We start from the raw sequence: 17419 nt of genomic DNA on the forward strand, positions 1-17419 counted from the left end.
CACGGTATTTTCGGGAAAGCAGAACAGATTCTTCAAAAAATATCGGTAAAATACCCAGTAACGTGAGGTACCCATGACTGACCAGTCCCTGAAATTCGAAACTTACGCCCTGTCGGACCGATACAAAGCCTCAGAGGGCCGTGTATTCCTGACAGGAACGCAAGCTCTGGTGCGCATCATGTTAGACCAGGCCCGCAGGGACGCAGCCGCAGGAAACAATACGGCTGGGTTCATTTCCGGATATCGGGGGTCCCCCCTCGGTGGGCTGGATCTGGAGCTGTGGCGAGCGAAAGAGGAAACCGAGGCAGCCAGGATCACATTCATGCCGGCCGTAAACGAAGATCTCGGTGCCACAGCGGTTCTTGGTGCCCAGCAGGCTTCGCTTGATCCCGATTGTGAGGTCGAGGGCGTGTTTTCGATGTGGTATGGGAAGGGCCCCGGAGTCGATCGTTCAGGAGACGCGCTGCGCCATGGCAATGCCTATGGTTCGTCGCCGAAGGGCGGTGTTCTGGTTGTCGCGGGTGACGATCATGGCTGCGTGTCTTCTTCAATGCCGCATCAGTCTGACGTCGCCTTCATGACCTGGTTCATGCCAACGCTGAACCCGGCCAACGCGGCTGAATATCTGGAGTTCGGTGAATACGGGATCGCGCTGAGCAGATATTCAGGCACCTGGGTCGGGTTCAAGGCGATTTCGGAAACCGTGGAAAGCGGGCAATCCGTGGAGTTGAAACCGGACCGTGCATTTACCTTGCCGGAAATAGGTCTGCCGCCAGGCGGTCTGCACGTCCGCAGCGCCGATTTGCCAAGCCCGGCCATCGAGACGCGGATCGAACACAAGTTGCGGGCGGTCGAGGCTTTTGTCGAAGCCAACCCGATCGACCGGCGAATCTATGATATCAAGGATGCTCCATTCGGGATTGTCACAACGGGCAAGAGCCATCTGGACTTGATGGAAGTGCTGCGCCTTCTGGGTCTCGGCGAAAGCGGATGCCGCCGTTTGGGCATCGACATTTACAAGGTCGGGATGGTTTGGCCTTTGGCACGGCGCGATGCGCTGTCTTTTGTCCGTGGCAAAAAAGAGGTGCTGGTCGTCGAGGAAAAACGCGGGATCATCGAAAGCCAGTTCAAGGAATACTTCTATGACTGGCCGGGGGACAAACCCGAAAAGATGGTTGGAAAACACCGCGCGGCAGGCGATCCATTGATTCCCTGGACCGGAGAGTTGAGCCCGTTGAACCTGATTCCGGTCGTTGCAGAGCGACTCGACCGTTTTTTTCCGGAAGAAGGATTCTTGGAAAAGGCGAAGGCGCTGACGGACGAACCGCCATCTGTTCTGAATGTTCCGGGTGCGGTCAGGTCACCATATTTTTGCTCGGGTTGCCCCCACAACACGTCCACCAAAGTCCCGGATGGAAGCACGGCTGCGTCAGGCATCGGCTGTCACGTGATGGCAAGTTGGATGAACCGCAACACGGTCGGTTATGCGCAGATGGGTGGCGAAGGTGTGCCGCATGTTGTTGCCTCGAAATTCAATGGCAACAAACATATCTTTCAAAACCTTGGCGAGGGAACTTGGTATCATTCCGGGTCGCTTGCCATTCGCCAGGCCGTTGCGGCAGGTACAAACATCACTTACAAGATCCTTTACAATGATGCAGTGGCAATGACGGGGGGGCAGCCTGTTGATGGCCCTATCAGCGTTTCCGGGATCGCCCAGACCTGTCGCGCAGAAGGCGTGGACCGGATCGCGTTAATTTCAGACGATATTACAAAATTCGATTCCAAAGATTTTCCGGCACGAACGAGCTTTCACCCCCGGGAAGAGATGGATGCCGTGCAGCGTGAGTTGCGTGACATCGAAGGTGTAACGGTTTTGATTTACGAGCAGACCTGCGCCACCGAGAAGCGTCGTCGCCGCAAGCGTGGAAAAACAGAAGACCCCAAACGATTTGCTTTCATCAACCCCGCGGTGTGCGAAGGCTGCGGCGATTGCTCTGTCGAAAGCAACTGCCTGAGTATTGAACCATTGGAAACCCCATTGGGCCGCAAGCGAAAGGTCAACCTGAACTCCTGCAACAAGGACTTTTCCTGCCTGAACGGGTTTTGCCCCAGTTTCATTACCGTGGAAGGGGCGATACGGCGAAAAGAACCCAAGCAAAAACTGGATATCCCGTCACTTCTTGCCAAGGTTCCCGACCCGCAGCTTCCTGACTTGGACGCGCCGCACGACCTTCTGGTCGGTGGGGTCGGTGGTACCGGTGTCGTAACAGTGGGCGCCGTTCTGACGATGGCGGCGCATTTGGAAGGCAAAGGCGCCAGCGTGCTGGATTTCACCGGGTTCGCCCAGAAATTCGGTACGGTTGTCGGCTATGTTCGCATTGCCCGCACGCCCGACGAAATCAATCAGGTCCGAATTGAGGCCAAAAGCGCCGACGCCGTCATTGGGTGTGATGTGGTCGTGTCTTCGGCGCCCAAAGCCTCGGTTCACTATCGCAAAGGCACAAAAGTCGTACTGAACCGTGCGGAAATGCCAACAGGTGACCTTGTTTTGCAGCGCGATGCCCAGCTCAAGGTCGATGAACGAGAAGCGTTGATACGCCGGACCGTCGGCGAAGAAAATGTCTTCGGTTTGGATGCAAACCAATTGGCGGTGGATTTGCTGGGGGACTCGGTTTTCGCCAATACCTTGCTGTTTGGTGTCGCGTGGCAGCTGGGGAACATTCCGATCAGTGAGGTTGCGATCAAACAGGCGATCAAGCTCAATGGAACCGCGATCGAGGCTAACGCGATGGCCTTTGATCTCGGGCGGGTGATCGCAGCAAACCCACAGGTGCTGAATGCAAAGGAGAAGAGGTCTTCGCAAGAATCCGCGCAGCAGATAATCGATTACCGGTCCGACGAATTGGCGACCTACCACGATGACGCTTACGCGCAACAGTACCGGGATCGCTTGGCCCGGCTGTCCGCAGCACTGCCTGATCAGATACGGGAGAAAGCGCTTTCGCTTGCGGCAAAATCCTTGTTCCGTCTCATGGCAATCAAGGACGAATACGAGGTCGCCCGGTTGCTGACATCGCGACAATTCGAGAAACAACTACAGTCCGAGTTCGAGGGGGATTTTCGGATCAAATACCACCTCGCCCCTCCGGTTTTAGGTGGTCAGAAGGATGCACGCGGACGGCCGCGAAAGCGAAGCTACGGTGGTTGGATGACCCCCGTCCTGAGGCTCCTTTCCCGTGTACGCAGGATTCGCGGAGGATGGCTTGATCCGTTCCGGTTTTCAAGGGACCGCAAGCTTGAAAACGAAACCCAGGCCTGGTTTCTGAGTGTGTTGGACCGCGTCGAAGAGGCCAACCCCGAACTGGAGGCGGAAACCTGCCTGAAAATCCTGTCAGCCCCGCTGGATATCCGCGGCTTTGGTCCGGTGCGCGAAGCGGCAACACGAACCGTACGTGCTGATGTAGATGCCATGCTGAACGTGATCGGAGAACAGCGAAGTGATGCGCAGGGCTTTGCTTCTCATAAGGCTTGAACGTTCTTTCCGAAATCTGTCCGGAAACGCGGATTTCAGGCGGGGCTGAACGGATCTGAACCCCCGCACATCGCGATGAAATGGGCTGCTGTCTGTGCAATGGTGCGACATAATCCGGATCACGTTCGGACGCCACCGGCAGCGGCGCGACGCCGCCACCGGATAGGCAGATGTGGCTAAACCTTCGTCACGGGCATTGCGTTGGCGTAGGCCGTCTTGCTCCGGCTCTGGGTTGACGAGTAAGGGACCTGTAAGTGTTTTTCACCCAATCGGCTTTCATTGTCTCTGGCCCCTGCGATCAGACCCTTGCTTTTTCAAAGGCGGCCCAGGCGGTTTCGAATGCTTCGAAATCAAACGCGGGCTCGCGGGCTGCGTCCAAAACAATACGTTCTGTCGCCAAAAGCTTTTGGATAGCACCTTCCAATTGATCGACGACATCATTCGGTATGACCAAAGCGCCATGACGATCGGCGTGAACCAGATCACCGGACTCAACTGTCAGACCAAAAATCGAAACTTGAGTGTCAACCTCGCGGACGTGGACGAAACCATGGCTCGGTCCGATGGAACCAGCGACAACCGGGAACCCTTGGGGCAAATCCCCGAGATCCCGCATGACACCATTGGTCAGAGCCCCCGACATGCCGAATCCCTTGTGAACTGTCGTATTGATCTCACCCCAGTAAGCGCCGATACAATCAGGATAATCCAGATCCTCGACCACGGCGATTGAAGGGCCGGGTGCCTCGGCCATGTACTTGTAATAAGCCATACGTCGGGCTTTGATGACTTCGGGCGGCTCGGTCGGGGGATTGACCGCAGCGATCTTGGCAGTGCGGGCATAGCCGATGATGGCAGGCCCTTCGGGGGCAGAGCTTAGCATGGTGCCACGCGTGAACCTGTCGAACCCGCGCTTGCCCTGCGCCACCTCGATGGCATTGCAGACAGTTGGTGTGTCGACTTTGCGGAGCAAAGACAAAAGGGTCGGGGTCATGTGTCCTCCAGCCAGCGGGACAGCGCCGCTGTTGTTTTTTCAGGTTGTTCCAAAGTCGGGAGGTGACCCGCGTCGTCGATGATCTCGAGCGAGCTTTGTGGCAGCAGGTCATGCAAAAGCCGGTGGCGTTCAACATTGCAAAGCCGGTCTTCACGCCCGCACAAAACCATAGCCCTTCCGGTATAAGCCGTCAGTGTCTTGCTTTGGTCAGGGCGGTTCATAAGTGCCTTGGACTGACTTATGAAAACGTCAGGGCCCAAGTCGGCGGCCATTGCCATGCACAGATCCAGGATCGCCTCCCGGTTCGGTCCATCAGCCAGGTAACCGGGCTTCATCTCGTCACGCATCACGGTCCTCAGCTGACCGTTGCGAACGGCGGACATCTGGGGCGAGCGACGCGCTTTTACCTCTGGCTTTTCCGCCAGTGGATTGGTGTCAAGCAAAGCCAGATGCGAAACACGTTCAGGGGCTTGGCGCGCTATTTCCATCGCCACGATACCCCCCATGGACAACCCGGCCAGCGTGAAAACCGGTGGCGCATTTCTGAGGATATCGTGCGCCATGGCCTCAACGCTGTCGTGGTGAGACAACGGAAAGGTCATCACGGGCATTCTGCCCGACAGAGCATTGATCTGGGGGCCAAAAAGCCGGGCATCACACATCATGCCCGGCAAGAAGATCAGAGGTTTCATGCTGAGGCCAGCTTTGCCCCTTCGGACAACGCCGCCAGCTTGGCATAGGCGATCTGGGGATCAACGGCGCCGAATCCCGCAAAAGTGCCAAAGCCGCAATCGCTGCCCGCGATCACCCGGTCCGCCCCCACGATTTCTGTGAACCGGTCGATCCGTTGGGCCACAAGTTCGGGATGTTCGACGAAATTGGTTGTGGTGTCGACCACGCCGGGCACCAGCACCTTGTCATCGGGAATCTCGGCCTTGCGGTCCCGGAAGACAGTCCATTCATGGGCATGCCGCGGATTCGACGTTTCGAACAGGACATAGCGCGACTTGGTTGCCATCAGGGTGTTGAAAACCTTGTCCATGGCGATGTCACAGCAATGCGGGCCTTCGTAGTTGCCCCAGCATATATGTACCCGTACGCGATCCTGCGGGACGTTCTGAAGCGCGTGGTTCAGGGCCTCGACATGCATGTTGGCTATCTTGATGAACTCATCGTCCGACAGGTCGGTGAACAGCATGTGGCGCGACAAGGCGAGGTCGGGGCAATCCAGTTGCAGGTCCAAACCGGCGGTAACGATGGTTTCATATTCTTCTTTCATTGCGTCGGCCAACGCAGCCAGGTAGGCCTCGCGCGTCGGGTAGAAATCATTCTGCAAAAACAGCGAGATCACTCCGGGAGACGCGGCATTCATGAAACCACGCTCGGCCCCGTGCCGAGCCATGGCCGCCTTGAGGTTGGCGATGTCTTTTTGTAACTCGCCTTGCCCCTTTGATCGCACCTCACCCGTGCACATCGGCCTTGTGTATTGTGGCGTACCGCCGTCATCGGCCAGTCTTTGCAGAAAGCCGGGGAACATTTTCAAGTCTGCCGGCGCGTTACGAGGGCTGTCGCCCGAAAACCCGGTATAACGATCCTTGACATAGGTCGCATAGGAGATTTTCGAAGTTTCGCCGTCGCTGACAATATCAACACCGGCTTCGACCTGTTTGCGCACCGTTTCGGCCACGGCGTTGGCCATGCAGGTATCAAAGGCGCCTGTGTCATAGGGTTCATCGTTTTCGCGGGCAAAAATAAAATCCACGACGTCCTGCGTTCGGGGCAGAGAGCCAACATGTGTGGTTTTTACGGTCATTGGGACCTCCTTAGATCTTTCGTGCCATCAGGATCGTGTGGCTTTGGGCTTCAGGGTCTTCGGCCAGGTATCCGGTCATTTGCAGCCCGTTTTTCTCGAGACACTCGGCGTAACCCGCCGGGGACAGCGAGGCGTGGTACACTAGTTCTGATCCCACCGTGCCGCTGACCTCTCCGGCACGAGGTCCGACAGTCAGCATGAGCATTCCTTTGGGCCGCAAATGGCGCGCCATCCGGGCGATACAGTCTTTTTGCTCATCCGCCGTAAGGTGAAAGAAGCTGTTCCAGGCGATGATACCTTCGAACTGTTGATCCAATTCAAAGCTCCGCATATCCGCGTTGCGCCAGTCCCCAGCGGGCCAACGGCCCCGCGCAATGGCAAGCATGGCGTCGGAAAAATCGATGCCTGTGACATCAAATCCTTCTGCCATGAACCACCGTGCAATAGGGTCGCCCGAGCCACAGCCCAGATCCAATACGCGGTCACCCGGCTTCAGGCTGGCAGTGAAGCGCGCCAACCAGCGCGCTTCGAACAGGGCCTTTGAACGGCGCCTGTCATACTCTGTTGCCTGTCGCTCATAAACGGCGTGGGTGTCATTCGGGTCCGCGTTCATTCTGTCCAGGTCGCTCCTGCCGGGTCATCGGTTGCGGTGATGCGGTACAGGCCCGCCTGTCCGGTCATCGATGGTCGAACGCCATAGGTTTCGCCGGGAAGAACCAAGGCCGTGTCGCCCACCGAGATCGTGGTTTCGTACCCGTCAATCGCAACACGCCAGTGACCGCTGGCCGGCATCAGAACCACCGGTTTCTCTGCGGCAATCGGTTGGGTCACCGAGGATCCTCGTCCCAGGAAGTCGACCGCAAATCCGGGTTTGTCCTTGATCATTGCGTTTTCGCCAATCACCTTTGCGGGCTTTTTGGCCGACAACGCCATCAGATCCCAATACCGCGCGACGTATTTGTTGACCACATCCTCGACGGGAACCTCAGGATAGCTTTTCAGTTGTTCTTCGGTCAGCAAAGGCATCGGGCGGACATTATGGGGCAAGTCCTGGCCCTGTTTGGAGTCGTACAGAACGCCATTGTCGCCCAGCATCAGACCATGTGCCTGCGCATCTTCGATTACCTGAGGCGCCCATGTGACGCCGCCGCCCGCATCGTCTCCGCCCAGGATTGACATGATCATTCCGTAATCCTGGCCGACATTCTCAAAGCCCCTGAAAATCCCCGTTGGAATGTTGAAGATGTCCCCTTCCTCGGCGATGAATTCCCCGGCCGTGCCATAGCGGCCCCAAAAAAACCGCCAACGACCCTTGGCAACAAAAAAGACCTCGGCCGTGGTGTGGCTGTGCAGTGAGTTTCGGCACTTCGGCGGCTGCCCCGCGGCTCCGATGTTGAAGCCGATCTTGTCGGTGATGTGGACATGCTGGTCCGGAGATTCCGAGACGCCGCCGCCGATTATCGTAAAATTCTCTTTCTGATCGCTGCCGGGAGTGTGGGCATCGATAAAAGCGGTTTTACAGGGTTGAAGCTCGCCATAGCGGACTATGCGGGAAGGGATGGATGATTTTGTCATGACGTACGATCCGATTTAACGTTTTTGGAAAGAAAGCTCGTGTGCCCGAGCAGGACACGCCCTTACTCTCCGGGCGGGCGCAGGTTCAGTCTCCGCGCCCTAAGGCTTTGACGGTACATATGGAAACGTCGAATGGTCCGGGGCTCGGACAGACCGCCTGAAAGGATGCGATATGAGACCGGACGGCCCACTCAGACTTCTCCGCTCTGCAACAGGATCTGCTTCCAGACCGAGGTTTCATCGAAAATAGTGTATTCACGACGCAACTGCGGCTGCCCCGCAATCAGTGCGCCGAACTCAGCGTGGCTGATACCGAGGACATAAACCTGTGCACCAGTCGGCGCCCCAAACACGCCCCAGCCATCATGTTTGCCCCATAGGCTCCAGCGAATTGCCGCACGCGGAGGCATATCAGGGTCGTCTCGCCCGATCTGATGCTCAATCTTGAATTCTGCGTTCGGAAAACTCGCCCGCAGACCCATCCAGAAACGGTCGACGGCCTGCCAGCCATGCCCTGTTACGCCACCCACATATTCTGATTGAACAGCTCGGTCATATTCTGAACCGATCACGCCCATATCTGCGTTCATTATCCGCGTCAGAATGTCGGCGTAGCGCTGCCCCCATTCGTTGTCATTCCCATGGCCTTTGTATGGTCCAGGCTGATCGATTTCGGGGGTCAGAGGCTTGACGCAGTTCTCCTTGCCTCCTTCGCGGGCAATCAGATTCGCGGCGTATTCCTTGGGATCCCAGCCCATCTGGCGTACAATCGCGCCTTGATCACGGATCAGCCATTCATCGTTGATCTGATTGTCGATGGCGTGGCAATCCGCAAGAATCCGGTAACGCAGCTTGGTGCCGGTTGGCTTGCCATAGACGCCCTCGGCCAAATGCGTGACCGTTGAAATGATGCGATGAGAGCTCAGCATGCCCTCTTCCGGTGTGCCGGACCAGATCACGTCTTCGCCCAGCAGCTGCCGATCCGGAAACTCGGCCAGCGTTGCCATTGTGGCCCCAATGACATTCTGATTGCCCAAAACGACCGAACCGGGCGAACGGACGACGATGTCATCGCTGTAATATTCATGCAGCGTGGCGATCCCCCGGTCTTCCCATATCTCTTTGGTGATGCCGATGATGTAATCCGGAAAATCCCGGAATTTTGGATCGAAGCCTTTCATGTCTCTGTCCTTTGTGGGGCCCATCCCTTGGGCAATCGGGCCGAAGACCGCACGATCAGCGGCCCATCAATGGCGACTTTACGCGCCGCAGCAGCTGTCGGTTTTTCAATATGGTCCAGCAGAGCATCCACGGTCTCGGAAACCATCAAATTGGCCCGCTGACGAATGGTCGTAAGATTGTAGGCAAGCCATCCGGCCTGAGGGACGTCATCGTAACCAACGACAGACACGTCTTCGGGCACACGCATTCCTAACTCAAACCGAATGACGTCCATGACCGCAAGCGCCATGTGATCATTGGCAACAAACACGGCATCAGGCCGTTTCAGCGGTTCGACATCAAACATACGGCGGGCCGCGAGGCGTGCGTTCTCAGTGTGAAACTCACCGATGTCGTGAGCGTACAGTTCTTGGCCCGCATCGCTGAGCGCGGCCCGGAAGCCGGCCTCGCGATCTCGCTGTGTTGAAGCGCCCTGCCACCCGGCAATATAGGCGATGCGTCTGTGACCAGCGGCGATAAAGAACTCGGCCACCTTACGGCCGCCAGCGTAGTTGTCCGATGTAACCGAGGTGATCCCGTCGATATCCTGACTGCGGTTGAACAACACCACCGGCACACCCGCCTGCTGACACCGCGTTGCAATATCCGACGACATCGCAACCGAGGCCAGAATGACGCCATCGACTTGATAATCGAGGATTTCCTCCATCACGTCGTCTATGTTTCCAGCGGTTCTGGAGGCCATGAAGATCAGAACGTGATAGCCCTGTTCCTGCAATGCATTTGACAGTTTCTCAAGCGCTTCTGGGTAGAAGTAGTTGTCCAGATAGGCGACCACCAATCCGATGATGCGACTTTTCCCGGATACCATGGCGCGGGCCAGAACGTTTGGGCGATAGCCCAGTTCAGCGGCGGCTTTGCGCACTTTCTCCTCGGTTTTTTTGCTGACAGAGGCGCCAGGCGTGAAAACGCGGCTGACGGCGGACTGGCTGACACCAGCCAACTGCGCAACCTGAAGAGATGTGACCTTCCTAGCCATCAATCTGCTGTCCAACCCCCGTCAATCAACATCGAAGTACCAGTGACCAGAGCAGAGGCGTCTGATGCGAGATACCGCACCGCGCCCATGATGTCTTCGACTTCTCCGATCCGGTCCAGCTTGATCTTGTCCATGATCCAAGCGGCACGTTCAGGATTGTCGAAAGTGGATTGGGTCAGGGGGGTTCTGATGAAAGTCGGGCAGACCGTGTTGATCCGAATGCCCTGTTTACCCCACTCGATCGCCATGGATTTGACCATGCCCTCCAGGCCATGCTTGGTTGCACAATAAAGTGCCCGGTCGACCCCACCGACATGCCCCATTTGGCTGGAGATGTGGATGATCGATCCCGGCTTTCCTGCCTTGATCAAAGCGTGGGCGGCGTAGGCGGACAGGAAATAGGCCGAACGCAAATTGACATTGGTGACAACATCGAAGTCATCGGGCGTGGTTTCGATGGCCGCGCTGTGCCGTGCGATCCCGGCCGAATTCACCACGACATCAAAGCAGCGCGACGCGAAAAGCTGTTCCAATGCGCCCAGATCACCCTGATCCATCACAAGCGCTTCGGCCGACCAGCCGTGATCCTGCAAGGCAGCGACGGTGTCGTTCAACCGGTCCTTGCCTCTGGCCGCGCAGACGACATGCGCGCCTGCCTCGGCCAAAGCCACTGCACAGCCCTGACCGATGCCAGATGAAGCTCCGGTAACGAGGGCGGATTTGCCGTTCAGGGAAAACGAAGGGGTGCGTGGCAATTCGGTCATCAGTTCATTCCATCCGGTATTTCAATGCGGCCCATATTTCGAGCCTTGTTGAATTCCCGCAGACGGGCAAAGACGTCAACGCCAAGCTGCCGGTAGGCATCCAGCAAATCAACCAGCACCCAGTTTTCCCGGATCCTGCCGTTTTCCAAACGCCAGAAATCGAGGCTGCGCATGGTGATCTTCTTGCCTGATGGAGCGATGCCCATCCAACCATCGTCTGTGACGGTCTGGATCATGTTGGGCCAGCCAGTCACGGCCGCATATTCCCCGTCACCGAAGAAGTGATAGGTGATGTCGTCCACAAACTGCCCGCGATCCGGCATACCGTTCAGAAACGGAATCTGATGCCAGTTGCGGAACCCTGCATACCCGCGCCCGGTGCCGATGCCCGAAGGACCGTACCAGTTCATGCGCGGGTGCCAGAACCGCTCCATCTCCATCACCTCGGGGCCACCCTGGGACGGGTGTTTCTTGAGATGCTCCAGCATGTCGATGATGTGCTGGCAGGTCTGTTTTCCCTTGGCCGCATCATAGGGACCAGGGACAAACCCATCCTGAGTGGCAGGTCCCGGGACGTGCCATTCGCGGCCCAGACTTGGCGCCATCGGCCAGGCATTCGCCTGCATCATAACTTCGGGGATGTCCCACAGCGCCTGCATCTCGACGATCTTGCCGTTTTCGAAGCGGTAGAATTCGTGAAACCGCATCGTGACCTGATGACCCGTTGTTGGGATATCCAGCCAAGGGCCGATGAAAACACCGGTGTAATACCCGCCGCATCCGACCCAATCTGCGCCGAACGCATCCGGCCCGGCCATGACGATGTAATCCCGACGCTCAAGATCGGGCCAGGCCGCCAGCAAGTCTTTATACCCAGTGTCATAGAAAGCATCACTGCCGATGCTGTCCCCAAAGGGATGACACAGACGGAACACGGCATCCGGCGACGTGATATCCGCGAAAGCCCGACGTACACCCGCCTCATTGAAATCGTACATCGCAGCCCTGAGCGGTTCGATCAGGGCCTTGTGATGAGTATGTTTGTCACTCATTCAGCAGCGTCCCGGTAAGGGGCCGGCGCACCGTAGGGAACATTGATTCCGCCATATCGGCGCACACGAACGTTGCACTGTTCAGCGTGACCAACGAACCCTTCGAGCATGCACAGGCGCGAACCATACTCGCCGATCAGCGTTGCGGCCTCATCGGTCAGAACCTTTTGATAGCTGTGCGTCTTCAGGTACTTACCAACCCAAAGCCCACCAGTGTATCGCCCGGCCTTCTTGGTAGGCAGCGTGTGGTTGGTGCCAATCACCTTGTCCCCGTTCGAAACATTGGTGCGCGGCCCAAGGAACAACGCCCCATAGCAGGTCATGTTCTCAAGGAACCAGTCGTCGCGGTCAGTCATCACCTGCACATGTTCCGAGGCAATATCATCGGCAACCCGCAACATCTCGTCATAGGTATCGCAGACAATCACCTCGCCGTATTCATCCCACGACACTTTGGCGGTGTCTGCTGTCGGAAGGATACCCAGCAGGCGGTCAACTTCGGCCATCGTGTCTTCGGCCAGTTTGCGAGAATTGGTCAGCAGCACACAGGGGCTGTTGTATCCATGTTCGGCCTGACCAAGCAGATCCGTGGCGCAGAGTTCCGCATCTGCGGCGGACTCGTCAGCGATGACCATCGTTTCGGTAGGACCTGCGAACAGATCGATACCTACGCGCCCGAACAGCTGGCGCTTGGCTTCGGCCACAAACGCGTTGCCGGGACCAACCAGCATATGAACGGGATCGATCGTTTCGGTACCCAGTGCCATCGCGCCAATCGCCTGAATGCCGCCCATGACATAGATCTCATGCGCGCCTCCAAGATGCATGGCGGCAATCACCGCTGGGTTGGGTTTGCCCTGAAACGGGGGCGTGCATGCGATGATGCGCGGCACCCCTGCCACCGAGGCGGTCGCTACCGACATATGCGCCGAGGCGACCATCGGGAACTTGCCGCCAGGAACGTAGCATCCAACCGATTGCACAGGTATATTCTTATGGCCAAGGATAATGCCCGGCAGGGTTTCGACCTCAATGTCCAGCATTGAATCCCGCTGAGCCTGCGCAAAGTTGCGCACCTGTTCCTGCGCGAACTTGATATCGGCCAGCTCACGATCGGACAATTGCCCGATCAGGTCATCAATTTCCTGCTGGCTCAGGCGGAACGAGGCTGGCGAGTAGTTGTCGAACTTCTCACTCAACTCACGCACCGCGGCATCCCCACGGGTTTCGATGTCTTTCAGTGTCGCCTCAACCACGGCACGGGTCTTGGCATCATCCTCTGCCCGATCCGCATCGGACTTGCCGCGTTTAAGATACTCGATTGCCATCTTTCCAATCCTCAGTTTTGCGGCCGGGGCGGACGTTTCTCACCCCGATCAAATGCTTCCCAGCCTTCGCCGTTGAACAGGTCCACGCCCAGCTGAGCCGCAACGTGGGCAAAGTCGACATTCACCCAGTTGTCGACAATCTTGCCGTCGACCACTTTCCAGAAGTCCATGTACCTGATCTCGACACGCTTGCCCGTGGGGGCGATGCCCAGAAACTCGCCGGAATGCGTGGCTTCCTGACGGCCAAACGCGGCTGCCCATTCACCCATGTAAAGACGTGCCTCGTCTATACAGGTCTTGTCCGAAAACGCCGCTTGGAACGGGCGTTGCCAGTTGTCCTGAAACTCTTCCAGGCCGGTCTTGGTTCCGCAGCCTTGATTGCCCATCCAGCGGAAGCCTTGGGCGAAGAATTCTCCAATATCGTCGATACGGTGGTCGTTCAGACCATCCACCATTGTTTCGATCACGCGGCGTGTGTCGTCGGTTTTGCTCATGTCCGTGTCGCGGGTCAGAACCGCTTGTTCGGGACGGGAACCTTTCATCTTTCTATCCTTTCAGGTTGCCGAGGGAAGGGATTGGGACGTGCGGCCCCAATGCTCAGAAAGTCCCTTGGCATCCTGTTCAGCGCCGGATGGCGCGACATGGCATTATGTCGAGCCTTGTTGCTCATTAGCCTTTGACTGCCCCGGCTGTCAGGCCGCTTACGATCTGGCGCTGGAAGATCAGTACAAGGAAGATCAGAGGAGCGGTGATCGACACGGCGGCGGCCACGGCAACCACTTGGTCGGTTGTCGTGGTCTCGCGGTTGAACATGCCGACGATGGCGGGAACCATGGTCTGGTTCTGCGCGTCCAACAGCAACGCGGTGACCAGAAAGTCGTTATAGGCCAACAGAAAGCTGAACAGACCTGTGGTGATCACGCCTGGCCACATCACCGGCATGATGACACGGCGGAAGGCCTGAAAGTGGCTGCATCCATCCACGCGGGCGGCCTCGTCCAATTCGGACGGGATGTTCTGGAAGAACGAGCGTAGCATCCAGATCGTGAAGGGTTGATTGATCGCAACCAGAACAGCGATTACCGCAAAAGGCTTGCCGTACAAGGTTGGTGCGTTTTCCCCCAAGATCGGGCTCAGCCATTCTGCCGAGTTTATGAACACCGGCAGATAGCCTGCCACCAGAACAGAATGCGGCAGGGCTCGGAACACCAGTGCAACGATCAGGATCCAGAAGGCCAAAGTTGATCCTGACCGCGCCAGACCGTAGCCTGCCAATGTGCCCACGGTCAGCGACACTGTCACCACGCCCGTCGTTACGATCAGCGAGTTCTTGAAGTTGTTTGAAAAGCCCCGGTCGATCCAGACGGTTTTGTAATGCTCGGTCGTCAGACCAAGCACATCCCGTCCCAGAGGGCCAAACAGCGGGTTCAACTGGTTCAGGATTGCAGGCAGGACGACGAAGAACACCAGCAGGAAACCCACCAGCAAGGCCAGCACACCGATCAGCCAGCCGAACCATTCCTGTCCGGGTTTGGTGTAGGATCTGACCATTGAAGGTAACGTTCTGGTTGCCGCGAGGATCGTGCCCCAGATAACCGCGATGCCCAGAATGATATCCAGCAGCGACAAACCCTTTCCGACGCTCAGCGTGGCCGGACCGAAGATCACGTTCAGCGCGTTGCTGTCGAATGCATCGACGGGTGACTTGAAGCTCATCACCACGATCCAGAAGATCGGGAAGGCTGCGATCAGGCACCAGAATGCCAGAAAAATGTTTGAGGTCAGCCGCAGACTTAAAGGCTGCCGGAGCGCACGCGAGGACATATCAGTGACTTCCTTTGTGATCACGCCAGGTTCGGCGTAGCGGAAGGATAAGCAGGACGACGACGCCAATCATGGTCAGCATCGAGTTGGCCGAAGCCCGGCTGATCGACCGGTTGCCGGCTTGATCCGGCGTCAGGTAGTCGAAGGTCAGCCATTGCAGTGAGATAACGTAGCCCTGGCTCGAAAAGCCGACGATCTCTTCGAACACGCGGTAGCTGTCCATCAGGTGGATCATCGACACGAAGATGATCAGCGGCATCAGATGCGGGATGACGATGTACTTCAGCCGCTGCCAGCGGGTCGCTCCGTCTATTACGGCGCTTTCCAGGCTGTCCTGATTGACCGTTTGCAGACCGGCATAGAAGATGATGGCGGCAAAAGGCGCAACGTGCCAGACGCGGTAGATCATCATGAGAACTTCAATCGTCCAGGCCTGCGCGAACAGGGCTATGTCACGGTTCAGCCACCATTCCATCATCGCGGTCAGGATACCGTCGCCGCGAAACAGCCAATTGATTGACAGAACCCCGATCACCGGGGTGATGATAAAAGGCAGTAGAGAGACGAATATCACCGGGCCGCGGATAGAACGCGCGGCATTGTTTATCAGGATCGCGATCCCTAACCCGCAACCGACCACCAACGGTAGAGTGATCAAAGTAAACGTCAGCGTGAACCGTAGGGCCTTCCAGAAATTGATCGTCGACAGCACATGCCAACTGCCGTCACTTATGGCACGCCATGCGCGGTCAGGTTCCAGAACATTGCGATAGCTTTGCAACCCCACATACTGGGTTTGCGTGATGATCTCACCATGCTCATCCAGCTTCGGCTGTGACACTTGCTCGGTCACACAGGTCTGCGTCAGGAATCCGGGTGTGCAGGTTTCCTTTTCGACGGTCTCATAGATCGGCTGGGTGACATAGAAACTCTGCTTGAACACGCTGACCAACGGGAACGCGATGAAGAGAAGCATCATAAAGACAGAGGGACCGACAAAGACGGCGAATGTCCGGAAATTCATGGCTCTGCCTTTCTAATGGTTCTCGAGGGAAAGGGATGGGAGGGCCGTAGCCCTCCCAAGGGAGGATCAGTTGCTGATCAGACCCGCTTCTTTCGCGGCAGTGACGTAGTCTGCCTCGATATCGGCCAGAGTCGTCTGTGCGTCTTTGGCACCGGTCAGGTAGTCGGCCAGTCCGTTACCCAACGAGGTGTGCATGATGCCCATAGGACCGGAAGCCGGGTAAGCCTTGGCACCGCCTTCAGCGGACGCTGCAGCACCTGCAGCCAAAGGACCTGCCGAATAGGCCGTGCTCAGCCATACGGCGACATCGTTGTTCGCACTGACCGTATCGGTGTCCATGCCCTCAAGTGCGACGCGGAAGGCAGCATCCGCTTCTTCGTCGCTCATGTTCGACGCCAGAACAATACCGTCCCACCAGATTGTGGTCGCCGGAACCGCCGATCCCATTGGAGCCGCGGCCATGGTCACCTTGCCAACGACCTGGCTTTCGGCCTCATCATTCATCGCGGCTGCACGGCTGGCCCAAAGGTTTGCCATCGCGATCTTGCCCTGCTGGAACTGCTGCTGCACATAGGTCGAGTCAGAGACCAGATATTCCGGGTCCATGTACTCGGTCATGGCCTTCAATGTCTCAAGCGCTGCTACGCCTTGCTCATTGTTGATGGCAGGCATGTTGCCGTCACCAAAGAACGAACCGCCCTCGCCCAAATACATATTGACGAACTCCTGACCAAGGTTCCAACCGGTCTTGAACGTCCCACCAATGGGATAGTCCATGACGCCGGCTTCCTTGATCTTGGCAGCCGCGGAAAGAACATCGCCATATGTCTTGGGCTCTTCGATGCCCAGTTCAGCCAGAACATCGTCGCGATACATCAGGTGCTGCGCATTCACCATCATCGCAATCGCCATGGTCTTGCCATCAACTTTGATCAACTGATTGGGCAGCAAATCCTGACCGTACTTCTCGACCAGATCGTCCAGCGGACGGATCGTACCGGCGTTGAGCAAAGGCACCAGAGTTGCGTTCGAAACACCGCCGATCTGATAAAGCGCCGGATCAGCGGCAAATGCCTCAGGTTGCTTTTCGCGGAATTCCTGGTCCAGCGATGCGCTGAAATTGCCGCATTCTGCCATCGCATCGGTGACCGCCTTCCAGGCTTCAAAACCGGCGGACAGTGATTTCAGCGGTACATCATTTTCAAAGGCGCAATCTGCCCACGCGCCGGTGGCGGCGATGGACATGGCTCCGGCCATGAGGATCGTCTTGAGTTTCATAGGTTTCTCCC

The 17419-nt window shown here is 57.2% G+C and carries 15 protein-coding genes; 1 reads left to right on the plus strand and 14 read right to left on the minus strand.

Features of this window, described 5'->3' with window-relative positions; all coding sequences use genetic code 11:
• The first annotated feature begins 73 nt into the window (after positions 1–73).
• Positions 74–3535, plus strand: a complete 3462-nt coding sequence (locus AC2FLP_RS12225; protein ID WP_496684742.1) for an indolepyruvate ferredoxin oxidoreductase family protein — start codon at positions 74–76, stop codon at positions 3533–3535.
• A 298-nt stretch (positions 3536–3833) separates the two neighbouring features.
• On the opposite strand, the gene AC2FLP_RS12230 is transcribed toward AC2FLP_RS12225, so the two are convergent.
• From AC2FLP_RS12230 to AC2FLP_RS12295, 14 genes are all read right to left on the minus strand, one after another.
• A complete protein-coding gene (locus AC2FLP_RS12230; RefSeq protein WP_496684743.1) occupies positions 3834–4529 on the minus strand; it encodes an RraA family protein in 696 nt (231 codons plus the stop codon).
• A complete protein-coding gene (locus AC2FLP_RS12235; protein ID WP_117873042.1) occupies positions 4526–5221 on the minus strand; it encodes an alpha/beta fold hydrolase in 696 nt (231 codons plus the stop codon). The genes AC2FLP_RS12230 and AC2FLP_RS12235 overlap by 4 nt, the downstream gene beginning before the upstream one ends.
• Positions 5218–6342, minus strand: a complete 1125-nt coding sequence (locus AC2FLP_RS12240) for a cobalamin-independent methionine synthase II family protein (protein WP_117873043.1) — start codon at positions 6340–6342, stop codon at positions 5218–5220. The genes AC2FLP_RS12235 and AC2FLP_RS12240 overlap by 4 nt, the downstream gene beginning before the upstream one ends.
• 10 nt (positions 6343–6352) lie before the next feature.
• Positions 6353–6955 carry a class I SAM-dependent methyltransferase gene (locus AC2FLP_RS12245; RefSeq protein ID WP_117873044.1) on the minus strand — a complete coding sequence of 201 codons (603 nt, stop codon included), beginning with the start codon at positions 6953–6955 and terminating at the stop codon, positions 6353–6355.
• Positions 6952–7917 (minus strand): cupin domain-containing protein, encoded by a 966-nt coding sequence (locus AC2FLP_RS12250; protein ID WP_117873045.1) that lies wholly within the window; start codon positions 7915–7917, stop codon positions 6952–6954. Before AC2FLP_RS12250 ends, AC2FLP_RS12245 begins: the two co-directional genes overlap by 4 nt.
• A 191-nt stretch (positions 7918–8108) precedes the next feature.
• Positions 8109–9098 (minus strand): nuclear transport factor 2 family protein, encoded by a 990-nt coding sequence (locus AC2FLP_RS12255; protein ID WP_496684745.1) that lies wholly within the window; start codon positions 9096–9098, stop codon positions 8109–8111.
• Positions 9095–10138, minus strand: a complete 1044-nt coding sequence (locus AC2FLP_RS12260) for a LacI family DNA-binding transcriptional regulator (RefSeq protein WP_496684747.1) — start codon at positions 10136–10138, stop codon at positions 9095–9097. Before AC2FLP_RS12260 ends, AC2FLP_RS12255 begins: the two co-directional genes overlap by 4 nt.
• A complete protein-coding gene (locus AC2FLP_RS12265; protein ID WP_117873048.1) occupies positions 10138–10902 on the minus strand; it encodes an SDR family NAD(P)-dependent oxidoreductase in 765 nt (254 codons plus the stop codon). Before AC2FLP_RS12265 ends, AC2FLP_RS12260 begins: the two co-directional genes overlap by 1 nt.
• The gene (locus AC2FLP_RS12270) at positions 10902–11954 is read right to left on the minus strand and encodes an ester cyclase (RefSeq protein ID WP_299897753.1); all 1053 of its coding nucleotides are present in this window, start codon (positions 11952–11954) and stop codon (positions 10902–10904) included. Before AC2FLP_RS12270 ends, AC2FLP_RS12265 begins: the two co-directional genes overlap by 1 nt.
• Entirely contained in the window at positions 11951–13282 is a 1332-nt protein-coding gene (hisD, locus tag AC2FLP_RS12275) for a histidinol dehydrogenase (protein WP_299897755.1), read from the minus strand. Before hisD ends, AC2FLP_RS12270 begins: the two co-directional genes overlap by 4 nt.
• Positions 13283–13293: 11 nt before the next feature.
• Entirely contained in the window at positions 13294–13824 is a 531-nt protein-coding gene (locus AC2FLP_RS12280) for an ester cyclase (protein WP_299897757.1), read from the minus strand.
• Positions 13825–13951: 127 nt separating this feature from the next.
• A complete protein-coding gene (locus AC2FLP_RS12285) occupies positions 13952–15106 on the minus strand; it encodes a carbohydrate ABC transporter permease (protein ID WP_496684748.1) in 1155 nt (384 codons plus the stop codon).
• A gap of 1 nt (position 15107) precedes the next feature.
• Entirely contained in the window at positions 15108–16130 is a 1023-nt protein-coding gene (locus AC2FLP_RS12290; RefSeq protein ID WP_496684750.1) for a carbohydrate ABC transporter permease, read from the minus strand.
• Between the two features lie 66 nt (positions 16131–16196).
• Positions 16197–17408 carry an ABC transporter substrate-binding protein gene (locus AC2FLP_RS12295; RefSeq protein WP_058273414.1) on the minus strand — a complete coding sequence of 404 codons (1212 nt, stop codon included), beginning with the start codon at positions 17406–17408 and terminating at the stop codon, positions 16197–16199.
• Positions 17409–17419 lie beyond the last annotated feature (11 nt).

It is taken from the genome of Ruegeria sp. CDSA141 (assembly GCF_059612005.1).

Excerpts from the sequence above, each read along its gene's own strand:
- AC2FLP_RS12245 (WP_117873044.1), bottom strand. The coding sequence starts at position 6,955 with ATGAACGCGGACCCGAATGACACCCACGCCGTTTATGAGCGACAGGCA.
- AC2FLP_RS12270 (WP_299897753.1), bottom strand. The coding sequence starts at position 11,954 with ATGAGTGACAAACATACTCATCACAAGGCCCTGATCGAACCGCTCAGG.
- AC2FLP_RS12280 (WP_299897757.1), bottom strand. The coding sequence starts at position 13,824 with ATGAAAGGTTCCCGTCCCGAACAAGCGGTTCTGACCCGCGACACGGAC.
- AC2FLP_RS12255 (WP_496684745.1), bottom strand. The coding sequence starts at position 9,098 with ATGAAAGGCTTCGATCCAAAATTCCGGGATTTTCCGGATTACATCATC.
- AC2FLP_RS12290 (WP_496684750.1), bottom strand. The coding sequence starts at position 16,130 with ATGAATTTCCGGACATTCGCCGTCTTTGTCGGTCCCTCTGTCTTTATG.
- AC2FLP_RS12265 (WP_117873048.1), bottom strand. The coding sequence starts at position 10,902 with ATGACCGAATTGCCACGCACCCCTTCGTTTTCCCTGAACGGCAAATCC.
- AC2FLP_RS12225 (WP_496684742.1), top strand. The coding sequence starts at position 74 with ATGACTGACCAGTCCCTGAAATTCGAAACTTACGCCCTGTCGGACCGA.
- hisD (WP_299897755.1), bottom strand. The coding sequence starts at position 13,282 with ATGGCAATCGAGTATCTTAAACGCGGCAAGTCCGATGCGGATCGGGCA.
- AC2FLP_RS12235 (WP_117873042.1), bottom strand. The coding sequence starts at position 5,221 with ATGAAACCTCTGATCTTCTTGCCGGGCATGATGTGTGATGCCCGGCTT.
- AC2FLP_RS12250 (WP_117873045.1), bottom strand. The coding sequence starts at position 7,917 with ATGACAAAATCATCCATCCCTTCCCGCATAGTCCGCTATGGCGAGCTT.
- AC2FLP_RS12230 (WP_496684743.1), bottom strand. The coding sequence starts at position 4,529 with ATGACCCCGACCCTTTTGTCTTTGCTCCGCAAAGTCGACACACCAACT.
- AC2FLP_RS12295 (WP_058273414.1), bottom strand. The coding sequence starts at position 17,408 with ATGAAACTCAAGACGATCCTCATGGCCGGAGCCATGTCCATCGCCGCC.
- AC2FLP_RS12260 (WP_496684747.1), bottom strand. The coding sequence starts at position 10,138 with ATGGCTAGGAAGGTCACATCTCTTCAGGTTGCGCAGTTGGCTGGTGTC.
- AC2FLP_RS12240 (WP_117873043.1), bottom strand. The coding sequence starts at position 6,342 with ATGACCGTAAAAACCACACATGTTGGCTCTCTGCCCCGAACGCAGGAC.
- AC2FLP_RS12285 (WP_496684748.1), bottom strand. The coding sequence starts at position 15,106 with ATGTCCTCGCGTGCGCTCCGGCAGCCTTTAAGTCTGCGGCTGACCTCA.